Here is a 21,443-nt window from a genome sequence, read left to right as displayed (position 1 = left end):
CATCGTAAAAAAAGAGCTTGCATTTTGCAAGCCCTTATACATACACGCATTCAAATTCTTCAACCACAATTAACATATCTTCTTCAAAGGTTTTCCCAAATTTTTTCAATTCATTTTCAAAAAATTCTCTGTGAGATTTTTTCCAGTAAGCTAATGTCTTGTCGCCTTCTCCCTCTTTTATTGCAATGCTTTCATCTGCCTCAGAAAATTTAATCTCATAAATCTTCTTCGTTTTTATTATGCAAACTGGCTCATCCCTGCCGTTCAGAACGACATCATATTTATCCTTATGAAGGCTAGGTAGTTCTTCATCTTCATATTCATAGAGAATTTTTAAACTGCAAGTCAGGGTCTTCTCTCCACTTACAACTAAGGCTGCAAGTTTATCTGGATCTACGCCAAATTTAAAAGCCTCGCCAAGAATTGCCTTTGAATTTCCTTTAAATTCCTCAAAGTATTTTTCTATTTTATTTTGGTTCATAGATAACGACTTCCCCACTTTCCAAAGATTTTTTTATATCTATTATCCTTTGGTTTTCGCTGCCGCGGAATTTTAATTTTAGATTTTTTAATTTTTCTACAAATAATCCATCGACCAGGATATCGCACTCTTTTAAGAGGTCTAGTTTTTTGGGATCGGCTAAAATTTGTTCATAGGTGTAGCCCGAGTAAATCCAAATATTTTTTTGGACCTCTTTTTTTATATCCCTCAAAACATTTGTGAGTTCCAAATTTTGCATTGGCTCTCCACCCAGCAGGGTAAGTCCAGAAACATTTGGGTCCTTGAGATAGGAAATAATTTTGTCGGTTGCCTCTTGGTCCCATTCGTCTCCGTAATTAAAATCCCAGTACTCTTGGTTGAAGCATCCCTTGCAGCCGTGAGTGCAACCGGTGACAAAAATAGTCGACCGTATTCCCTCGCCATTTGCCACATCGTATCTTCTAATTTGTGAATATTTCATTATATGTGGAGGACTCTTGCACCAATTTCCTTGGTCCTGCCTTCATTCCAGAAATTTTCTCCCAGGTATCCACAGGTCCTTCTAATAACTGTGAGTTTGCTCTTGTCGTGGTTATGGCAATTTGGGCATTCCCACTCATTGTCATCATTTAATTTAATTTCCCCATCAAAACCACATTCATGGCAGTAGTCGCTCTTGGTATTAAATTCAGCGTAGGCAATGTGGTCATAAATATATTTTACAAGTGTTGCGACCGCCTCAATATTGTTGGTCATATTTGGAATTTCAGCGTAGGAAATCATGCCACCTGTTGAAAGTTTTTGGAATTCGGATTCAAAATCAAATTTGTCAAAGACAGAAATATTTTCACGAACGTCTACGTGGTAGGAGTTGGTGTAATAACCCTTGTCTGTGATGTCTTTGATTTCTCCAAAACGCCTTCTATCGATTTGGCAGAAACGATTGGTCAAACTTTCTGCTGGTGTGCCGTAAAGGGCAAAGCCCAGATGTGTTTCAGCCTTCCAATCATCGCAGGCCTTTCTAAGTCTTTGCATAACTTTTAAAGCAAATTCCTTAGCCTCAGGATCTGTGTGTGACTTGCCTGTCACAAGTTTTGTGGCTTCATAGAGGCCGATGTATCCCATGGAGATTGTAGCATAACCATTTTGTAAGAGCTTGGTGACCTTTTCACCCTTCTTTAGTCTTGCAATGGCTCCGTATTGCCAGTGAATTGGACTTACGTCGCTAGTTACATTTTCTAGGAGTTCATATCTAAACATCAGAGCTTTTTTGACGAGTTCTAGTCTCTTTTCCAAAATTTCCCAGAACTTATCTTCATCTCCACCAGATAAAATTCCAATTTGTGGCAAGTTTAGTGAAACCACGCCCATATTGAAGCGGCCATCAAATACATATTCGCCGTCTTCGTTCTTCCATGGGGCCAGGAAGCTCCTGCAGCCCATTGGTGAAAATACATTGCCCTCATAGAGCTCACGCATCTTCTTGGCTGAAATGTAGTCAGGATACATGCGTTTGGCTGTGCATTTTGCAGCGAGTTTTGTTAGATAATAATATTTTGAATCCTCATGAACATTGTGTTCGTCCAGGACATAAATCAATTTAGGGAAAGCTGGAGTTACATAAACATCAGCTTCATTTTTGATGCCTTCAAGCCTTTGGTTCAAAATTTCCTCTTGGATCAGTGCAGCTTCTTTTTCATATTCAAAACCAGGCATAAAGTGCATAAAGAGAGTTACAAATGGTGCTTGACCGTTGGTTGTCATCAGGGTATTGATTTGATATTGCATGGTTTGGATCCCATCTTTAACTTCTTTTTTGGTCCTCTTCCAAGCAATTTCTTCAGCCTTTTCAAGGTCAGGCTCCATGCCGTAAATTTCCCTTTGCTCTTCGGTTACAGCTGATAGATATTTGTTAAAGCTCTTTCTAACAAAGGGAGCTAAGATAGTATCAATGCCGTTTATGCTTTGGCCACCGTATTGACCGCTGGCGACTTGGGCAATAATTTGTGTTGTAACTGTACATGCAACTTGGAAAGACTTTGGGCTGTCAATTTTTTTGCCGTTAATAACAGTTCCATTGGTCAGCATGTCTTTGAGGTTGATCAGGCAGCAGTTAAACATTGGTTGGATAATGTAATCCATATCGTGGAAGTGGATGGCACCAGAATCGTGGGCCATTACAATATCTGTAGGCATAATAATTCTGCGAGCAATATCCTTAGAAACTTCCCCTGCAATGAGATCGCGTTGTGTTGAAACGATCTTTGCGTCCTTGTTGGAGTTTTCATCCATAACGCTAGTGTTGGAACGATTTAAAATTCCTACAATTTCATCGTCAATGGTATTTATCTGACGCTTAAAAGCTTGTACAGACCTATAGCTTTCATAGGCCTTAGCAGTCGCAGGGTTATTGTATTGTAAAAGCTTGTAGTAAACTTGCTCTTCAATCCCGTGAATTGTCATTGGCTCCTTTATAACACGAGCAAAATCTTCAATTTCATTTGCAATTCTTTCTGCTTGTCCTTCTTCGTAAACACCCGATGATGAGTGCATGGCCTTTTCTATGGCAACAACGATTTTGTTCTTATCAAAATCTACGCATTCGCCTGTACGCTTGATAACCTTCATCTTCCTGATCCTCCTGAAATGTTTTTATAAGTATCCACAATATCTTGTGGGCAAATTTATCAGCCACACTATGTTGACTAAGTTTATATTAGCAGGTCCACAAAAATAAATCAAGTCTTTTTGCCCATATTTTTAAAAAAAATATACAATATATTGTGCGTATTTTGAACTATTTTTTATAAAAAGCGGATTACCAAGCCTTTTGGAAGATGAAAATATCAATTGTTAAGATTTCTACATATTGTGCATGGGTCTAAGCGCTATCAGACTAAAATCGTAGACTATAATTGCAATTTATAAAAAATATTTTTCAAATAAAAAGAGCCAGGCCTGACCCTTAAAAAATCTTGCCTAGCTCTAAAAAATTATTTAATTTTAATTTACTATAAAGCTTTCTTGCTCTTTCTTGCTTCATAAATTGCAAAAGACACGCCAAGAACTATGGCAGGAATAATCCAACCAAAACCTTGAGATGCCAGTGGCAATGATTCAATAATTGAAATTGGCGTGTCAAAGTTTACTCTCTCAGGTGTGATGTTAGCAAAGAATGGACTAACCCTTATCGCTTCCAAAAATCTATTTATACTATCTTCTGCATTTAAAATATTTTGAATTAGAGACATTATAAAGGCTCCCAAGCATGCCCCCCTATAAGCGGACTTGTGCTTGATCAAATCGTCAGCCAAACTCATAACTATGAGGACAATCGTTACCGGATAAATTACTGTAAGGATTGGAACAGCAAAGGCAATCAGGGTATCTACGCCATTGATTGCAAAGAAAGCTGAGAAAGCACAGGTGATCCAAACTATTGATTTGTATGAAACCTTGTGGTTAAAAACAGCTTCAAAAAAATTTCCTGCAGTTGCTGTCAAACCAACAGCTGTTGTGATACATGCCAAGGAAATTGCCAGGCCTAAAATAACTCCGCCCCATGAACCCAAAATGCCATTTACCAGTTCTATAACGAGCTCAGCCCTGGATAAATCTTTTGGCAAAACTCCAGAAGAACTTGCACCCAAGTAAATAAAGCCGCCGTATACACAGAATAAACCAAGAGCAGCTATAAAACCCGAAATACAAGTCATCCTAACTTGGTCTTTTCTTTCCTCATAACCCTTTTGGGCAATAGATTGAATAATAATAGTTGCCAAAACCAAAGAACCAATACCATCCATAGTTTGGTAGCCCTCTTCAAAACCCCTCAAGAAGTTTTTTGTATTGCCAGTTACAACAGGCGAGCCAATAGGATTTGTAACCCCAACTATAATCAAAATCGCAAGCACTGCAATCAAAATTGGAGTTAAAATGGATCCGACCTTGTCGACTACAGACATAGCATTCAAAGTAAAATATAAAACAATTGCAAAAAATACAACTGCAGAAATAACTGGGCTTATACCAAATACAGGTTTAACACCAATTTCATAAGTAACCGCTGCTGTTCTAGGAATAGCAAGTAATGGTCCAATAGCCAAAATAATTATAAAAGTCATAATATTTGCAGCCTTGGGTCCTAAGTGTTTAAAAACGTCAATGGTCCTGCCGCCAGCCTTAGCCGCAGCTATAATTCCCAAAACCGGAAGACCAACGCCCGTCAACATAAAACCAGCCATTGAGCTGGCCCATTTAGTTCCCGCTATGTAACCAAGTGTTGGTGGAAAAATTAAATTCCCCGCCCCTAAAAAAATCGCAAAAAGTGCGAAACCCGTAATCAAAGTATCCTTTTTCTTCTTATTCATTTCACCAGATCCCTCCTCAATATACTATTATAATAGATGTTAACTTTCGATTCAAGTACTTATTTATAAATTTTTAAATTTTTCTTTAAAACTTTTTAAATAAGTAAAGTAATGACGGCGGATGTTATTGGATATGAATTTAATAAAATTTTATGATTGCATAATTAAAAACATTCTTAACAATAACCATAGGAGAAATATGTTCATCCATTATAAAATTCTCTTAATTTTTAAAAATAAAAAAATAATCGGTTTTGGCAACCATAAAGGATTGCCGCTACATACCGATTATTTTTCATTAACATATTTTTATTTATCTCTACCGTATTTCGCTGGAAAATTCGATGAGAAAGGCGATGTACAGAAATGTTGCGAATGAGGTGGGCTCGAGTGCCCTCCGCAGTGAGCGACATTTCGAAACAAGCCTTTATCGCGAATTTAACGCGAAATACTATTTTCCGCCGCCGGGAGTGTTGATACTCTTCCCTTCAAAAATCTGTACCGCATCCATAAACAGTTCCGATACAGTTGGGTGAGCGTAGATCATATCTGACAATCCTTCAACGCCGATGCCATTATTCATAGCAATAGCTGCGAAGTGGATCAGATAATCTGAGTAGGCACCAACTATGTGGCAGCCAAGGATTTCCTTGCCATCTTTTGAGGCTAAGATTTTGATAAAGCCTGCGGTTTCATCTGCTGAAACTGACTTTGAGTTTGAAGCGTAGAGGAATTTGGATTTTTCATATTCAATTCCCTCTTCTTTTAATTCTTCTTCAGTCTTACCAACCATGGCGATTTCTGGGATTGAGAAGACGATTGATGGAACGATTTCCAAATCTGTCTTTGGTTCAAGACCAGATAATTTTTCAACCAAGCTAATACCTTGGGCGCTTGCCAAGTGAGCAAGTTGGGTATTGCCGTAGACAACGTCACCAATTGCGTAGATATTTTTTGTTGCTGTTTCGAAGTTTTCATCGACCACAACTCCGCCGCGTTCGAGTTTAACGCCAGCAGCTTCTGCATTTAATCCATCTGTGTTGCAGTCTCTACCCATGGCAACTAAAACGTATTCAGCTGTGTACTCTTTAAACTCATCCTTGTCTCTCATCTTGGTCGTAACTTTGAGCATGTCGCCGTCTTGTTCAATCTTTTGAGCTCTTTGCTTGGTTGCAAATTTGAGGTTTTCATTTTTCAAAACAGAATTTAATCTCTTTTGAATTTCACCATCAGCCACCTTTAATAGATTATTGCCCATAACTGTTACATCTGTGCCAAAGCGTGAATATATGCTTGCAAATTCAAGGCCGATAACACCTGTACCAATAACTATCATGGACTTTGGAATTTCTTTTAAATTCAAGAGATCAGTTGAGGATAAAACCTTTGGCAAATCTGATCCAGGTAAATTCTTTTGGTCCTTAGAGCCTGTTGCAATTATAATTGCATCGCCTGTAAATTCCTTAACGCCTTCATCTGTCTTAACTTCAACAGTCTTTTCATCCTTGAAGCTAGCAAAGCCGCGAACGTATTCCATGTTTTTGTAACCTGAGAATAAAAATTCAACGCCCTTTCTTAGGCCATCAACAACTTGGGCCTTGCGGTTGAAAATTACATCTTCGTCTAAACTGTAGTCACCTGTCATAACACCAAATTTGCCAGCGTCCTTAACAGAGTCTACAGTTTCAGCAATCTTTACCAGGGTCTTGGTTGGAATACAACCAACATTCAAACATGTGCCACCAGTGTGACCTTTTTCGATTAATACAACTTCGTTACCCAATTGTGCAGCCCTAATAGCAGCTTCGTAACCGCCAGGACCTGCTCCGATAATAATAATTTTCATCTCTACCTCCTTCACCTTTAAGCATGTGCCGTTTCATTTAATTTATCTTGTAATTTTTGTTTTTCTGCCGATAAGCCTTCACTCGTGTCCTCCAGCATCTCTGCGTGGTAGGAGCTCCTGACAAATGGGCCCGAGCTAACTGACCTAAATCCCATTTCAAGGCCTATGTCCCTGTACCTGTCAAACTGTTCAGGTGTGACATATTCCTTGACCTCTATATGTTTTCTGGATGGCTGCAAATATTGGCCAATGGTTAGCATATCGCAATCCACTTCCCTCAGCCTCCTCATCATATCTATAACCATGTCTTCTGTTTCACCAAAACCGACCATCATTCCCGACTTGGTAATAAAACCCTTTTCCTTTGCATAACGCAAAACTTCCAAGCTCATATCCAAATCGCACTGTGGGCAAATGTAATCAAAATACTCTTCGACCACTTCCACATTGTGGTTAATAATGTCTGGCTTTTCTGCAAAAATAATATCCAAGAGCCTCTTGTCCCCGTGCATATCTGGAATCAACAATTCAACAGTAGTATGAGGATTTAATTTTTTAATCTCCCTGGTCACAGCCGCAAAATGATAAGCGCCGTAATCGTCCTTTAGGTCGTCCCTGTCCACAGAAGTTATAACTGCGTGCTTGAGACCCAGTTTTTTAACAGCTATGGCCACATTTTTGGGCTCCTCTGGATCCAAAGCCTCTGGCCTCTTGGTAGTCACATTGCAAAACTTACAATTGCGTGTGCAATTCTTACCCATAATCATAAAAGTTGCCGTCCGTCTGGCGTAACATTCCATTTTATTTGGACAATTTGCCTCCTGGCAAACTGTATTTAATGAAAAGTCCCCCAAAGTGTGCTCGACTGTATTTGAATTTTGATTGCCCTGGAGTTTAATCTTCAACCACTCGGGCTTTTTTAATGCCATAAAATCACTCCTTAATAGCCTTTAAAATATCATTTATAAAATATTCTTCTTTAAAACCTAAAATATATTTTTCTATATCGAGCTTAGCCGTAGCTAACTCATTTATATTCATACCCTTTAATCCAGATAAAAATTCTTTAATATCTCTTTCTTCAAAAAAATCTCCGGCCATTTTTATATTTTCTATTTGGTCTCCGTCGATCTCCACAAAATATTCCACCAAACCAAAGGGATATTTAACCGCATAATAGTGCTGGGCCTCTAAACTTGATTGGTCATTCATCAGGTCTGGAAAATTCTTTAAATATTTATTGGCCTCTTCCACCTCAGCCTCTGTCGGCGGACGAAATTCTTTAATATCGTGAAATTCGATTAAGTTATCGCGAATATAATTTATAAATTCTTGAACGTCCATATCGACCATAGATCCAATCTGCCCAATCCTAGATGAAACTGACTTAACGGACTTGTCTACAAATTTTATATCACGAGTTTTGATGGCCCCTTGCAAGAGGTCCATGTCCGCTCCAAACAAAAGGGTCCCGTGGTGGATAATCCTATCTCTCCACTTGTACTGGGCGTTGCCACTGACCTTTTTGCCGTCGATTAAAATATCATTCCTGCCAGTAAACTCTGCGTCTAATCCCAATTTTTTAAGGGCTTCAACCACTGGCCTTGCAAAAGTCTGAAATGAATTCGCCTCACCAGTATTTTTGCCAATAATAGAATACTGGCAATTATTTAAATCGCAGTAGACAGTTCCGCCTCCTGATAGCCGCCTTATAATATGAATATTATTCTTTCCTGTAAAGTCCGTATCGACTTCCAATTTTAAATTTTGATTGCGGCCAATTAAAATCGTTGGCTCATTTTGCCAAATCATAAAGACCGACTGGTCAGTATTTTTTAAAAAGTATTCCTCCAAAGCAAAATTAAAGCTGGGGTCTACACTTTTGTTTTCAATATAAATCATCTTATCACCACTAATATTATAACATAAAACTTTATTTTTTTGCACAATTAAATTTATTGCACTTAAAACCTCCCTTGCCCCATAAAATAAATCTATAGGTCCGCCAATGCTATAGATAAAATTTATTGGTAATAGGCTAAATTATGATATATAATTAGCTTAAGGAGGTATATTATGAAAACTAAAAACAGAAAACTAACATTACTTATCGCTGGCCTAATCATCGGCGTAATCGGCGGTTTGTTAGTAGTATGGGGAAACCCTAAAAACATGGGAATCTGTGTTGCATGTTTCTGGAGAGACGTTGCAGGCGGACTTGGTCTACACAGAGCAGGAGTAGTACAATATCTCAGACCTGAAATTTTAGGTTTTGTACTAGGAGCATTTATTTCATCTATTATAGGTAAAGACTTCAAATCACGCGGCGGCAGCAGCCCAATGATCAGATTTATCCTCGGATTCTTCTTGATGATTGGTGCCCTTGTATTCTTAGGATGCCCACTTAGAATGTTACTTAGAATTGGCGGCGGAGACTTAAACGCAATCGTTGGACTCTTAGGCTATATCGTAGGTATCTTAATCGGAATCGTCTTTATCAAAAAAGGATTCTCACTCGGCAGAGCTCACAAGCAATCAAAAATTGGCGCATGCATTATGCCAGCCATCGCTTGTGCACTCTTAATCCTACTCTTAGTTAAACCTGGCTTTATTTTCTTCAGTGAAGAAGGACCTGGCTCAATGCACGCTCCAATTATCATTTCACTGATCGCAGGACTAGTTGTTGGAACTATCCTACAAAGAACTAGACTCTGCACAGCAGCAGGATTTAGAGACGCATTTTTAATCAAAGACTACGCCCCACTAATGGGACTTGTAGGCGTAATTGTAGGTGCACTTATCGTTAACCTAATCGCAGGTAACTTTAACCTAGGCTTTGAAGGACAACCAGTTGCCCACTCCAACCACCTATGGAACTTCCTAGGCATGGTCCTAGTTGGACTTGCATCAGTACTTCTTGGTGGATGCCCAATCAGACAAACAATCCTATCTGGCGAAGGCGACCAAGATGCAGCTGTTACAGTTCTCGGACTTATCACAGGTGCTGCATTCTGCCACAACTTTGGACTAGCAGCTAGCCCAAAAGGAGTACCAACTAACGGAATGATCGCAGTAATCATTGGCCTATGTGTTGCCCTAATCATAGCCGCAACATCAAGGAGGGAAGCATAATGAAAAATATCGACGCAAGAGGACTTAGCTGTCCAGAACCAGTAGTGCTTGCCAAAGAAGCAGCAGACGCTGGCGAAAAACAAATCGAAGTATTAGTTGACACAGAAGTATGTAAGGAAAACGTATCCAGATTTTTAACAAACGCTGGCTACACAGTTACAGTGAAAGAAGTTGCTGACGAAGCAACCATCACAGCTAGCAAATAATAGGCAAGGACATACATGTATATCATAACAGTCCACCAACTGACTGACGCCCTCCTCCTAGAGGAAAAGGCCAAGGCAGTTGAGCTAGAGTTCAGACTCATCCCAGTCCCCAGAGCAATCTCAAGCTCCTGTGGCCTGGCTGGTAAAACAGACCTAGAGCCTGACAAAATCAAAGACCTATTAGAAACAAACAAAATAGATGCCGACGGCATCTACAAACAAAACGGAGAGAGTTATGAAAAAATTTCATAACTCTTTTTTTATGTGAAATTTTAAAACAACATTTATCTTTTATATTGATCTGCGGATGTACATTTAAAAATGCCTCACGCACTCAAGGTGCGATCGTCATTTTTCGGGCCACATAAAGTCGCCCCTACAAACGTCCTGAACAATACACATAGGAGAAATGTATTCATCCATTATATCGCCCTGCGTTGTAGCGGCCGTGGTTTATCCCGGCCATTTCGGCCGCGCGGGTTCGATGCCCCGCGGTCGAAGATATAAAACATGATTATACCTTTATAGCCATGTACCGTCCACTTTATTGTGGACATTCGAAAATTCGATTGCCCCTTGTGGGCATGAGAATTTGTCGTCCTTTTTCGCGATTTTAACCGTAAATTGTTTCGAAACGCGAACTATCTTGACATTTACATCCCAATTATATAAAATAGAATAATAAAACATACACACGACGAGGTAAATTATGACTGAACAAATTACATACAAAGATAATAAAACCGACTTCATAACCCATGGCGACATTACAAAAGTCATCATGCGTTTATCCATTCCCCTAATGATTTCCAACCTAATCAAGACCCTTTACGGGATCGTCGACGGCATTTACGTCGCCCAATTATCGGCTGAAGATTATGCTGCAACAGCATTTATCTGGCCACTTCAGTACTTATTTATAGCCTTTGGCCTTGGCATTTCTATTGCCGCCACATCTCTGATGAGCCAAAAACTCGGAGCTGGCAAAAGAAACGAGGCTAAAGTTTACGCCAACCACGCCATGGTCATTTCAATTTTAATGGGCCTGGTCTTTTCATTTTTATTATATATTATTGCACCCACAGCCCTCAGCTGGATGGGAGCCAAGGGCACATTTTTAGAAAAGTCTACAATATTTTTACAAATAAATGCCTTTGGACTTTTATTTGATTTAATATTTTTCGCCTATCAATCAATTTTAAATTCCCAAGGCATGACCAAGGCAATTACATCTATTTCAGCCATCTCATCCCTGTCAAATGTAATCTTGGACCCATTTTTTATCTTTGATTCAGTCCTTGGCATCCCTGCCCTCGGCATGGGACTTGAGGGTGCCGCCTATGCAACGGTTTTATCAAAAGTCCTCTTGGTTATCTTGGGCTACATTCACGTGAAAGCTAAATCAACAATCGAAGTCAGCCTCAAAGGCTTTAGCTTTGACAAAAATGTCGTTGCAGAATTATTTTCTCTCTCCGTACCAGCATCGCTCGGTTCTTCAGGTGAGGCCATCGGTTTTACAATTCTAAACGGCTTCATCCAATCCTACGGAACCACGACACTCGCTGCTTTTGCCATGGGCAATAGAATTTCTGACATCTTTAACCAAGCCGCCATGGGCATCGGCATGGCTCTCACTTCAATTATCGGCCAAAACTATGGAGCCGGCAACAAAGAAAGAACCAAAGAAATTTTCAAAAGAGCAAATGTAATCATCACTTACTTTTCAATCTTTGCTGCAACTGTTCTAATAATCTTCAAAGATCCCCTGCTCTCAATCTTTATAAAAGACAGAGCGGACATAGAACTGTGGAGGCAAGCCAGCGAATACATCTACTACGCTGCTGCAATCACCTTCTTTATGGGCTACTTCTCAGCCATCAACGGCTTTTTTCAAGGCCTCGGACAAACCAAACTCACCATGTTCTTGTCGCTTGCCAGACTTTGGCTCCTCCGACTCCCAATCATTATGGTCCTAAAAACCTATACCAACCTAGGCTCAACAGGCATCTGGATAGCCATGCTCCTCTCAAACGGCCTAACCGTCTTATTTGGATTTACAATGTATTTAAAGAAACGACAAAGCATGCTCAGCTAATAAAAACAAACAAAAATCGGGTCCCCCCGATTTTTTTGTGCATAAAATTATTACAACCTCTTACTAAAAACAAAATTTTCTGTAGAGTCCGGTTTATTCCGGACAAAAAATTTTGTTTTTTGCGTTTTTTTATTCCGTACTTTCAAAACTTAAAAAAAATTAGAGTTTTGAAAATGAGATAGAAAATAATTATTCTTCATCTCCCATCAGCCACCTAGCAATATCCATAATCTTAACTCCCTTATGCATATACATTGGGTGCCTGGTATTTGCGAGAATCACTTTTGGATAAGCATCCCTTATTGAAAGAAGAGGGTCCACCTCTCTTGCAAAAGTATACTCATTACTAATATTATCAGAAACTTGAATATAAAACTTCTCGTCTCCTTTCATAGCAACAAAATCCACTTCTTTTTGATAAAGAGTCCCAACATAAATATCATAGCCCCTTCTCAAGAGCTCAATGGCCACAATATTTTCGTAAGCCCTTCCATAATCGATATTCCTAACCCCTAAAATTGCATAGCGAAATGACAAGTCCGACAGATAATACTTATCGCTCGTCTGCAAATATTTTTTGCCCCTAATATCGTATCTCTTAACTTTATAAAAAACAAAAGCATTGCACAAATACTTAATATAATTACCAATGGTCACATGATTTGTGGTCATGTTATTAGCATTTAAAGTCCTGGAAATATTGCTAGCCGTGGTTAAATTAGAAATATTATCCATCAAAAACTCTGAAATGTTGTCAAGCAAAGCAAGGTCACTAATCCCATATCTATCGATCAAATCCCTCTTAATCAAGGTATTATAAACATCCCTAATATAGGCTACCGCATCCTCCCGGTCTTTATAAACATAAGAACCTGCCAGTCCACCCTCTATCAAATAATCCTCCAGGTGGTCTGAATAATTTCCCTGCAAGTCAAAGTATTCACAGTACTCATTAAAACTAAATGGAAATACAGAAATTTCTATAAACCTACCAGTAAAGAGGGTTGCCAAATCAGAGCTAAGTAAAAAAGCATTTGATCCTGTTAAATAAATATCATACTTCTTGCTGTTGTGAAAGCTATTTATTGCAAGCTCAAATTTATTGCAAAGTTGAACCTCGTCAATCATCAGGACATTATCCTTGTCAGCTTCATATTTGTCTTCCACATAAGCAAAAAGCCTCTGGTAGTCCTTAAGATTATCAAAGCTCAAATCATTAAAATCTATTTTTATAATATTTAAATTCTTTTCATTTTCTCTCAGATAAGCTTCAAAAGATTTCAAGAGCTCAGATTTCCCAGACCTCCTCAAGCCAGTTAAAATTTTAATGTCAGGAGTTCCCCTCAACCTCTTCAACCTATCCAAATACCGCGGACGATCAATAATTTTCATACAATAAACACCTCACTTTCAAAAGTCAAATAATTTTCATATCTTGAAAGTATTATAACATACACTTTCAAAACTTTCAATTTTTTAATATCTTGAAAGTGATTTGGACTTTCACTTTCAAAACTAAAATATTTTTAAAGTTTTGAAAGTAGAACATATAATAAATATACAATCTTTTACAAATGGTATTCATCCAAAAATCGCTTTGCGTTGTGTTAAAATTGAAAAATCGAACATTTTATAATAAATCCATTCATTCAAATATCGCTCTGCGGTGTAGGGTCCAGTTTATCTGGACCGAAGAGTCCCGCCCCAAACGTTAAATTTTAATTTAATGAATAATCTTATACAAATGACATTTATATCCTGTTGCGTTCTGCGTTGTAGCGGCCGTGGTTTATCCCGGCCATTTTGGCCACGCAGGCTCGATGCCGCGTGGTAGAAGACATATTCATGAATTTACCTTTGTAGCCATGTACCGTCTGGTTTATTCCAGATATTCGAAAATTTGATTGCCCCTTGTGGGCATGAGAATTTGTCGTCCTTTATCGCCCGAAGCATAAAAAATAATCGGTTTTGTCGACCATAAAGATCGACGCTACAGACCGATTATTTTTTATTTCATATTTATTTTTTATCTCTGACACAAGACATGCTTGCCAAGAAATTAAAATTTTTTGTCTGGAATAAACCGGACGCTACAAATTAAATTTTAATTTCTTTTAATTTCGCTTGAAACCTCTCTCCACAATTTCGCTAGAAAATTTTATAAATTTTCGTAGGCTGAGACTTTTTTACGACTGAGGTGGACTAATAGGTCCTCCGCAAGGAGAAAAAAGTCGAACACTGCGAAAATTTGAAAATTTAATGCGAAATTGGCTCTAGGTGTGCTTGGAAGTGGCGGAGAAGTTGTGGCTCCCACACAATCCTATACCCCGGCACATCCTTTGCCCTTTCCTTAATGGCAATTAAGGCATCTACAAGTAAATCTATATGGGCTTGGTTGTAAACCCGTCTTGGAATTGCAAAGCGAGTGAATTCAAAATCTGCCTTCAGTTGCTTTCCTGTATCCGGATCATTGCCCAGCAGATAAGACCCGATTTCGCATGTCCTGATGCCTGCTTCTATATATAATTCAACTGCCAGCGCATGGCCAGGGAATTCTGTATAATCCAAATGAGGGAACATTGCTGCTGCATCTATAAATACCCCGTGACCGCCGACTGGTGCTTGGTAGGCAATGCCTGCATCGTCAAGTTTTGATGCAAAATATTCCATTTGACCGATCCTGTATTTGAGATAATCTTCGTCAATACCTTCGTATAGACCAATGGCCAAAGCTTCCAAGTCTCTGCCCGACAAACCACCGTAGGTAATGAAACCTTCAAATGAAATTGTGTTGCCCTTGACCTTTTGGACCAGTGAATCATTGTCCTTTATGCCAATCAGTCCGCCCATATTGACAATGGCATCCTTCTTAGCAGACATGGTAAAGGTATCAGCGTACTTAAACATTTCCCTAACAATTTCCTTGATAGGCTTGTCACCATAGCCTTCTTCCCTTTGCTTAATGAAATAAGCGTTTTCAGCAAAGCGTGCTGCGTCAATATCAACAGGGATATTATATTTTTGTCCGATTTCATAAACTTCTTTTAAATTTTTAATTGAAACAGGTTGACCGCCTGCAGAGTTATTTGTAATAGTCATTACAATCAAGGCAACATTTTCTGGACCATGATCTTGGATCAACTTTTCAAGCTTAACCACATCCATATTGCCTTTAAAAGGTGCCCGCTTGCTTGGGTCCTTGGCCTCTTCAACTATACAGTCAATAGCCCTGGCACCTGCAATCTCAACGTGAGCCCTGGTAGTATCAAAAAACATATTTGAAATAGCAACCTTGCCCGGCCCCATCATAAGTGGGAAAAGAACCTTTTCAGCAGCCCGACCTTGGTGGACCGGTTGAATATAATTGTAGCCAAAAATATCTTGGCCAGCCTCAACCAATTTAAAATAAGACTTGCCGCCAGCATAAGCCTCATCACCAACCATAACGCCGCCCCATTGGTCAGCGGACATTGCGTTTGTGCCCGAGTCAGTCAGCAGATCAATGTAAACATCTTCGCCCTTCAAGTTGAACATATTGTAGTGGGCAGCCTTGATCTTTTCGACCCTCTCCTCACGACTAAGCATCTTGATCGTCTCAACCATCTTAACCCTAAAAGGTTCTGGTACATATTTAATAGCCATAAAAATCCTCCTGTTTTACAAAATTTTTATTCAAAATAAATTTAAAAATTTACCCGAATAAATAACTAACCTATGCCTTAATTATAACAATCCCACAAACCATTGTCAATAATTATAGAAATGTGATTGCGTTATAATTTGTGTTAAATCTCTTCATTTTTTGTATCGCTTTGCGGCTGTAGGGGCTACTTTATGTAGCCCGAAAAGTCTCGCCCTAAACGTTAAATTTTAATTTAATGAGCAATCTTATACAAATGGCATCTATATCCTGTTGCGCTCTGCGTTGTAGCGGTCGTGGTTAATCCCGACCATTCCACATCCGCGATCCCCCCTGTGGGGTGAGAGGGTGTGGGGCAACCGTATCATTCTATCTATGTACAAAAAAAGACGGACACTTTTGTGTCCATCTTTCTATTGCTCATGCAAGATTATCTTGCGTTTCTTTGGAATTTAACTCTTCTTAAAGTTTCAATAACTTCCTTATCATTTCTTAACTCAGTATCCCATTTGATATCGTTAAGATTTGTAAATTCGTTATCAAAGCTATCTGAATCGTGGAGCCATTCCATACCGTAATTTGCATAAGTGTTTGCTGCTGTGATTACATCATAGTAGAACCAATCAGATTTATTAACATCTTTGAATGTTGTTAGCCTATCAGCATTTGCATCGATATAGGCGATATCTGCAATTCTGCCAAAAGCTCTGTTAAAGATTGCTACTACTTCTGCTCTGGTAATAACCATATCAGCATCAAAGTTTACAAGTCCTCTAGTATAGATGTCTAACCATCCTTCTTGGTAAGCTGCTTCAACTTCACCTAGAGCCCAGTGGCCTGGTCTCATGTTCATGGTGTTGCCATCTTTAATACCAAGTTCTTGGAATCTTGCAATAGTTGCAATTAATTCTGCCTTTTTAATTTCACGGTTAGGATCGAATGTTCCCTTATCTGTACCTCTAAATACACCAGCTTCTGTTGTAGTTACGACAGCGTCATAGTACCAAGCATTTGCATTTACATCAGAGTAAGGATTGTATTCGCCCTTTCTTTGATATCCGTCATAGCGTAAAGCCCTTGCAAAAATTTGTGCAACTTCAGCTCTTGTAATACCCTTGTTTGGCATGAACATGTGATCTTCGTTACCAATTACATATTGACTAAATACATCTAGTTCTCTTTCTTCAGCCTTAACTTCAGGTTTTGAAGGTTTATATTCCTTATCCCTCAAGTAATCTGGAGATGGTTCATCATACCAGTAACCTGGATAATAAGGATAGTCTGGGTAATCTGGATGATCTGGATCTGTACCTGGTTTACTTGGATCTGTACCTGGACTTGGTTTACCGTTATTGTTATCATCAACATCTTTTGTATGACCTTCTACAGGTACTTCAAATGTTTTGTCTTTATCAAAGTCGCCATCTTTTACTGTTACTGTAATTGGTCCATCTACATTTGTTGGTGGAGTGACTTTGATCTTTCCATCTGCACCAATTTCTACTGGAACTGTGTTGCCATCTTCGTCTTTTGCTTCGACGGTTGTTGGTGTTGTGTCATCTTTGTTTGTTACTGTTAAACCTGTGTCTTGTTTTGTTCCATCTGGTTTTACTGTTTCTGGTGTGCCTGTTACGTCTGTTTTGTCAGTTGTACCTGGTGATGGTTTGCCATTATTGTTGTCGTCTTGACCCTTCTTGTGGCCTTCAACTGGTACTTCAAATGTTTTGTCTTTATCAAAGTCGCCATCTTTTACTGTTACTGTAATTGGTCCATCTACATTTGTTGGTGGAGTGACTTTGATCTTTCCATCTGCACCAATTTCTACTGGAACTGTGTTGCCATCTTCGTCTTTTGCTTCGACGGTTGTTGGTGTTGTGTCATCTTTGTTTGTTACTGTTAAACCTGTGTCTTGTTTTGTTCCATCTGGTTTTACTGTTTCTGGTGTGCCTGTTACGTCTGTTTTGTCAGTTGTACCTGGTGATGGTTTGCCATTGTTGTTGTCGTCTTGGCCCTTCTTGTGACCTTCAACTTCAATTTCAATTTCAATTTTTCCACCTGGTAGGTCTGAATCTTCTACAGTTACTTTGATTGGTCCATCTACGTTTGCTGGTGGAGTTACTTTGATCTTTCCATCTTCACCAATTTCTACTGGAACATCATTACCGTCTTCGTCTTTTGCTTCGACGGTTGTTGGTGTTGTGTCATCTTTGTTTGTTACTGTTAAACCTGTGTCTTGTTGTTGACCGTTTGGTTTTACTGTTTCTGGTGTGCCTGTTACGTCTGTTTTGTCAGTTGTACCTGGTGATGGTTTGCCATTATTGTTGTCGTCTTGACCCTTCTTGTGGCCTTCAACTGGTACTTCAAATGTTTTGTCTTTATCAAAGTCGCCATCTTTTACTGTTACTGTAATTGGTCCATCTACATTTGTTGATGGAGTGACTTTGATCTTTCCATCTGCACCAATTTCTACTGGAACTGTGTTGCCATCTTCGTCTTTTGCTTCGACGGTTGTTGGTGTGGTGTCATCTTTGTTTGTTACTGTTAAACCTGTGTCTTGTTGTTGACCGTTTGGTTTTACTGTTTCTGGTGTGCCTGTTACGTCTGTCTTTGTTGCTTGGTTATCCTTAACTGTTACTGGTACTTTTACCATGTCAGTTGATCCGTCTGGGTAGGTTATCTTAACTCTTCCAAAAGTTTCTCCTGCTTTTGATACATCTGGTTCTGTTTCCCATTCGTATGTTGTACCTTTTGGAAGTTTATCTTTATCTTTAATACCATCTTCTGCCTTTGGAAGAGTTCCCTTTTCAGTTTCTAATGGATTAGCTTCTGGTGTGTAGAAGTCTGCGTCTGATGGTACTACTATTGTTGCAGTTGTGTTGTCAACTGAGCCATCTGCGTAAATTACTTTTACTGGTACTACTATATTAGTTGCCTTGTCAGCATCTACTGCTGTGTATTTGATTTCACCAGTTGTTTCGTTAATAGTAACACCATCTTTAGCGCCTTCGCCTAGCTCGTACTTAGTAACTGTAGGTTTCTTTGCTACTACATTTCCATCATTATCTAGGAATTCTGGAGATGCCACTGTTACTTCATGACCAACTTGGGCTATCACTGACTTGTAGTTTGGTTCATAGTTTAGATTATCTCCTTGTGCAACTTTAATTGGTGCAACAACTTCATCTGTTGAACCGTCTTTGTAAGTTGCTACTACAGGGATTCTAACGGTTGTACCAGCTTGGTCTGCTGTTGGAGTGTATTTAATTTCACCAGTATTTTCGTTAATGGTTGCACCTGTTGGAGCACCTTTTCCTAGTGTAAATTTAACGCCATCTGGTTTTTGAGTTTCCTCGCCGTTTCCATCCTTGAAGTTCGGGGCAGTTACTGTTGCTTCTGTGCCTGCTTTTCCATCTGCTTCAGTATATTCTGGTTGGTAATCTTTATTTTGTGCTTCGCCAACATTTATCTTAGCTACAGCTTCATCAGTTGTATTATCAGAATAAGTTACCTTTACTGGAATTTCTACAGTCTTACCAGCGTCATTTGCGCTTGGTTTGTAAGTTACCTTGCCTGTTGTTTCATCAACACTTGCACCTTGAGGAGCACCATCGCCTAAAGTAAATTTCACACCTTTTGGTTGTGGATTTGCTTCTGGTTTTGTTGCTTCTGTGCTCTTTTCGTCTAGGAACTTAGGTGCATCTGTAGTTACTTCTGTTCCAGGAGTTGCATCTTTATCTACATAGGTTGGTTCATATTTTGGTGCTTGTGAAGCTGTCTTGGTAATTTCTAAAGGCACATAATCCTTGTGACCTTTTTTCATAAGAACTTCTTCACCCTTAGAGTTTAGCTTGTAGATATCATAAGTTACTTCTACGTTTGGTCCCATGGCTCCATCTTCTGTAGTTTGAGTTGCTGGAACTTCTTTTGTAGGAGTACCTGTGATTTGATTATTTTCTATAGTTAGGCCTTCAATGCTCTTTCCGTCCATGAATTTGGAAGTCACATTCTTAAATACATAGCCTTCGATTTCTTGTGGCTTAACTTCTTGGTTATATGCTTGTCCAACTTCCCCTTGAGCTAGAGGCGAATCTGTTACTAGGGCTCTGTAATCTCTTGACCCCTTGATGTCAGCACCCTCGTCTTGGATGGTTGTACTGATTTTTACAGAATATTTGCCGGCCTTTGTAGGTCTACCAGAAACAGTTCCGTTATTCGGATTAATAGTAAGTCCATCCGGTAGGCCTTCTGCTTCGTAAATTGCATTATCCATTGGTTTTGGATTGTTTATTGAGAAGTCCTCATATCTAGTTAGTACAAAGTTGGAGATTTGAACAACAAAAGAGTCGACGGCAATTAATTCTTGGTCTTTTCCGTTTTTATCAACTCTGTAAAGTTTAGCTGTAAATTCAGTTGTTTTCTTTACATCTTTGGTGTCGAAAGGTTCTGAAGGAATTTGGCCTGTTGCATTCGGTTGAACTGCCTTTCCTTCTTTAACAACCTTTCCATCTTGATCGTACCAAACGATTCTGAATTTTTCAGAAGTCTTTGAATATGGAAGGCCTGTTGTCTTAGTCTCAGCAACGTCGCCTGGTATAGCTGTGTTAGCACCTGAGTCGTAGTTGGTGATTTCAAATTTAACATTGTTTATACCAAAGACAAAGTCAGATTTTAAGACACTTGTTACGGCATTTGTAACACCTACACCAAAACCCTGTACCTGACCAACCTGAGTGGATACCCCAGTCAGAATTCATTGATGTGTAAAAGTTGTTGTTGTAAGGAGTCATTACACGAAGGTCATCTGTATCATCAGTAGATACAAACATCCAGTCGTAGTTGATATGCTTCCTATTCCAGTAGTTGACTAAGCCTCTGTTAAAGGTCCCTTCATTAGGGTCATTGGCTACGGTTCCTAATCTATTTACTTCTTCTTCAGTCCATTTGTGGAGGGAACCGTCGTATCTTCCCCCTACTTCTCTTTCATCAGTAGCTACTTCAGCATTTCTAGTAGTTCCCCAAGTACCATTAAATTGAAGGATGTATTTACCTTCTGCATTGGTCTTGGCAGTTACTGTCTCTGCAATCCATTTAGTTGGGTCTTTGGCTACTTGTTCTTTAACCCACTTTTGTAGGTCTGCTTCTTGAGCAGATGTCCATCCTCTTCCTCTGATTTTAGATGCATCAGATACTCCCATAAGCCTAGCTGTATCTGCACTATAAATTTGCTTCATAGCATAGTCAGATAGGTAGGATGCCCTTACAGTTACATCTGGAGCTGGAGTAGTGTGGTCAGCAACAAACTTCCATTGAACACCGCCTACACCAGATGTGTAGTCCCAAGATACTGTACCAGTCATATAACCACCGGTACTTGATTGAACTGGAGTTTCCTTAGCGTCCTTAAGGTGCATTTCTGCCTTTGGCTTTTGCATTAAGAGAATCTTCCAGTTTTCATGGGTATTCTTTGCTGTATTTGAACCAGATCCACCTTGAGTGATGGTAGCTGACCCTTGTGGGAAGATAACTTGTTCACCTGTAATGTATTGAAGTTGGTAGCCTTCTGGAATAGTAGTTTGATCTACCCAGAAACGGTACTTTTCATAACCTGCTGATACAGTAGGGTCGGCGTCAAATTAAATTAGTTTACCGTCTGCTGCTATATATGGTTTTAGA

General features: G+C 39.2%; 15 protein-coding genes. 4 read left to right on the top strand and 11 right to left on the bottom strand.

The window, feature by feature from the left end; genetic code table 11:
- Nucleotides 1-34 precede the first annotated feature (34 nt).
- From AC6FXG_RS00255 to lplA, 7 genes are all read right to left on the bottom strand, one after another.
- Nucleotides 35-481 carry an ASCH domain-containing protein gene (locus AC6FXG_RS00255; protein WP_500571091.1) on the bottom strand — a complete coding sequence of 149 codons (447 nt, stop codon included), beginning with the start codon at nt 479-481 and terminating at the stop codon, nt 35-37.
- Nucleotides 468-962, bottom strand: a complete 495-nt coding sequence (nrdG, locus tag AC6FXG_RS00250; RefSeq protein ID WP_500571090.1) for an anaerobic ribonucleoside-triphosphate reductase activating protein — start codon at nt 960-962, stop codon at nt 468-470. The genes AC6FXG_RS00255 and nrdG overlap by 14 nt, the downstream gene beginning before the upstream one ends.
- Nucleotides 962-3,109, bottom strand: a complete 2,148-nt coding sequence (gene nrdD, locus AC6FXG_RS00245) for an anaerobic ribonucleoside-triphosphate reductase (RefSeq protein ID WP_500571089.1) — start codon at nt 3,107-3,109, stop codon at nt 962-964. Before nrdD ends, nrdG begins: the two co-directional genes overlap by 1 nt.
- Before the next feature lie 383 nt (nt 3,110-3,492).
- Nucleotides 3,493-4,851 carry a branched-chain amino acid transport system II carrier protein gene (brnQ, locus tag AC6FXG_RS00240; protein ID WP_500571088.1) on the bottom strand — a complete coding sequence of 453 codons (1,359 nt, stop codon included), beginning with the start codon at nt 4,849-4,851 and terminating at the stop codon, nt 3,493-3,495.
- A gap of 451 nt (nt 4,852-5,302) precedes the next feature.
- Nucleotides 5,303-6,697 carry a dihydrolipoyl dehydrogenase gene (gene lpdA, locus AC6FXG_RS00235; RefSeq protein ID WP_500571087.1) on the bottom strand — a complete coding sequence of 465 codons (1,395 nt, stop codon included), beginning with the start codon at nt 6,695-6,697 and terminating at the stop codon, nt 5,303-5,305.
- Nucleotides 6,698-6,714: 17 nt separating this feature from the next.
- The gene (lipA, locus tag AC6FXG_RS00230; RefSeq protein ID WP_500571086.1) at nt 6,715-7,626 is read right to left on the bottom strand and encodes a lipoyl synthase; all 912 of its coding nucleotides are present in this window, start codon (nt 7,624-7,626) and stop codon (nt 6,715-6,717) included.
- A gap of 4 nt (nt 7,627-7,630) precedes the next feature.
- Complete coding sequence (lplA, locus tag AC6FXG_RS00225) at nt 7,631-8,599, bottom strand: lipoate--protein ligase (RefSeq protein WP_500571085.1); 969 nt, start codon at nt 8,597-8,599, stop codon at nt 7,631-7,633.
- Between the two features lie 174 nt (nt 8,600-8,773).
- Here lplA and yedE point away from each other — a divergent pair, with 174 nt between their 5' ends.
- The 4 genes from yedE to AC6FXG_RS00205 all read left to right on the top strand — a co-directional run bounded on the left by yedE (nt 8,774) and on the right by AC6FXG_RS00205 (nt 12,130).
- Nucleotides 8,774-9,829 (top strand): YedE family putative selenium transporter, encoded by a 1,056-nt coding sequence (yedE, locus tag AC6FXG_RS00220; protein WP_500571084.1) that lies wholly within the window; start codon nt 8,774-8,776, stop codon nt 9,827-9,829.
- Nucleotides 9,829-10,035 carry a sulfurtransferase TusA family protein gene (locus tag AC6FXG_RS00215; RefSeq protein ID WP_099950311.1) on the top strand — a complete coding sequence of 69 codons (207 nt, stop codon included), beginning with the start codon at nt 9,829-9,831 and terminating at the stop codon, nt 10,033-10,035. Before yedE ends, AC6FXG_RS00215 begins: the two co-directional genes overlap by 1 nt.
- Before the next feature lie 15 nt (nt 10,036-10,050).
- Entirely contained in the window at nt 10,051-10,287 is a 237-nt protein-coding gene (locus AC6FXG_RS00210) for a putative Se/S carrier protein (RefSeq protein ID WP_500571083.1), read from the top strand.
- Between the two features lie 469 nt (nt 10,288-10,756).
- A complete protein-coding gene (locus AC6FXG_RS00205) occupies nt 10,757-12,130 on the top strand; it encodes an MATE family efflux transporter (RefSeq protein ID WP_500571501.1) in 1,374 nt (457 codons plus the stop codon).
- 189 nt (nt 12,131-12,319) lie between these two features.
- Here the strand turns inward: AC6FXG_RS00205 and AC6FXG_RS00200 are convergent, their stop codons facing one another.
- From AC6FXG_RS00200 to AC6FXG_RS00185, 4 genes are all read right to left on the bottom strand, one after another.
- A complete protein-coding gene (locus AC6FXG_RS00200; RefSeq protein ID WP_500571082.1) occupies nt 12,320-13,522 on the bottom strand; it encodes an ATP-binding protein in 1,203 nt (400 codons plus the stop codon).
- Nucleotides 13,523-14,386: 864 nt separating this feature from the next.
- Entirely contained in the window at nt 14,387-15,772 is a 1,386-nt protein-coding gene (locus AC6FXG_RS00195) for a tryptophanase (protein ID WP_500571081.1), read from the bottom strand.
- 428 nt (nt 15,773-16,200) lie between these two features.
- A complete protein-coding gene (locus AC6FXG_RS00190; RefSeq protein WP_500571500.1) occupies nt 16,201-20,097 on the bottom strand; it encodes a Rib/alpha-like domain-containing protein in 3,897 nt (1,298 codons plus the stop codon).
- A gap of 334 nt (nt 20,098-20,431) precedes the next feature.
- Nucleotides 20,432-21,202: a hypothetical protein gene (locus AC6FXG_RS00185; protein ID WP_500571080.1), complete on the bottom strand. Its 771-nt coding sequence runs from the start codon at nt 21,200-21,202 to the stop codon at nt 20,432-20,434.
- Nucleotides 21,203-21,443: the final 241 nt, after the last annotated feature.

It is taken from the genome of Ezakiella massiliensis (assembly GCF_059862345.1).
The sequence above is the reverse complement of the archived record's forward strand: the minus strand, read 5'-3'. Positions and strand labels throughout refer to the sequence as shown.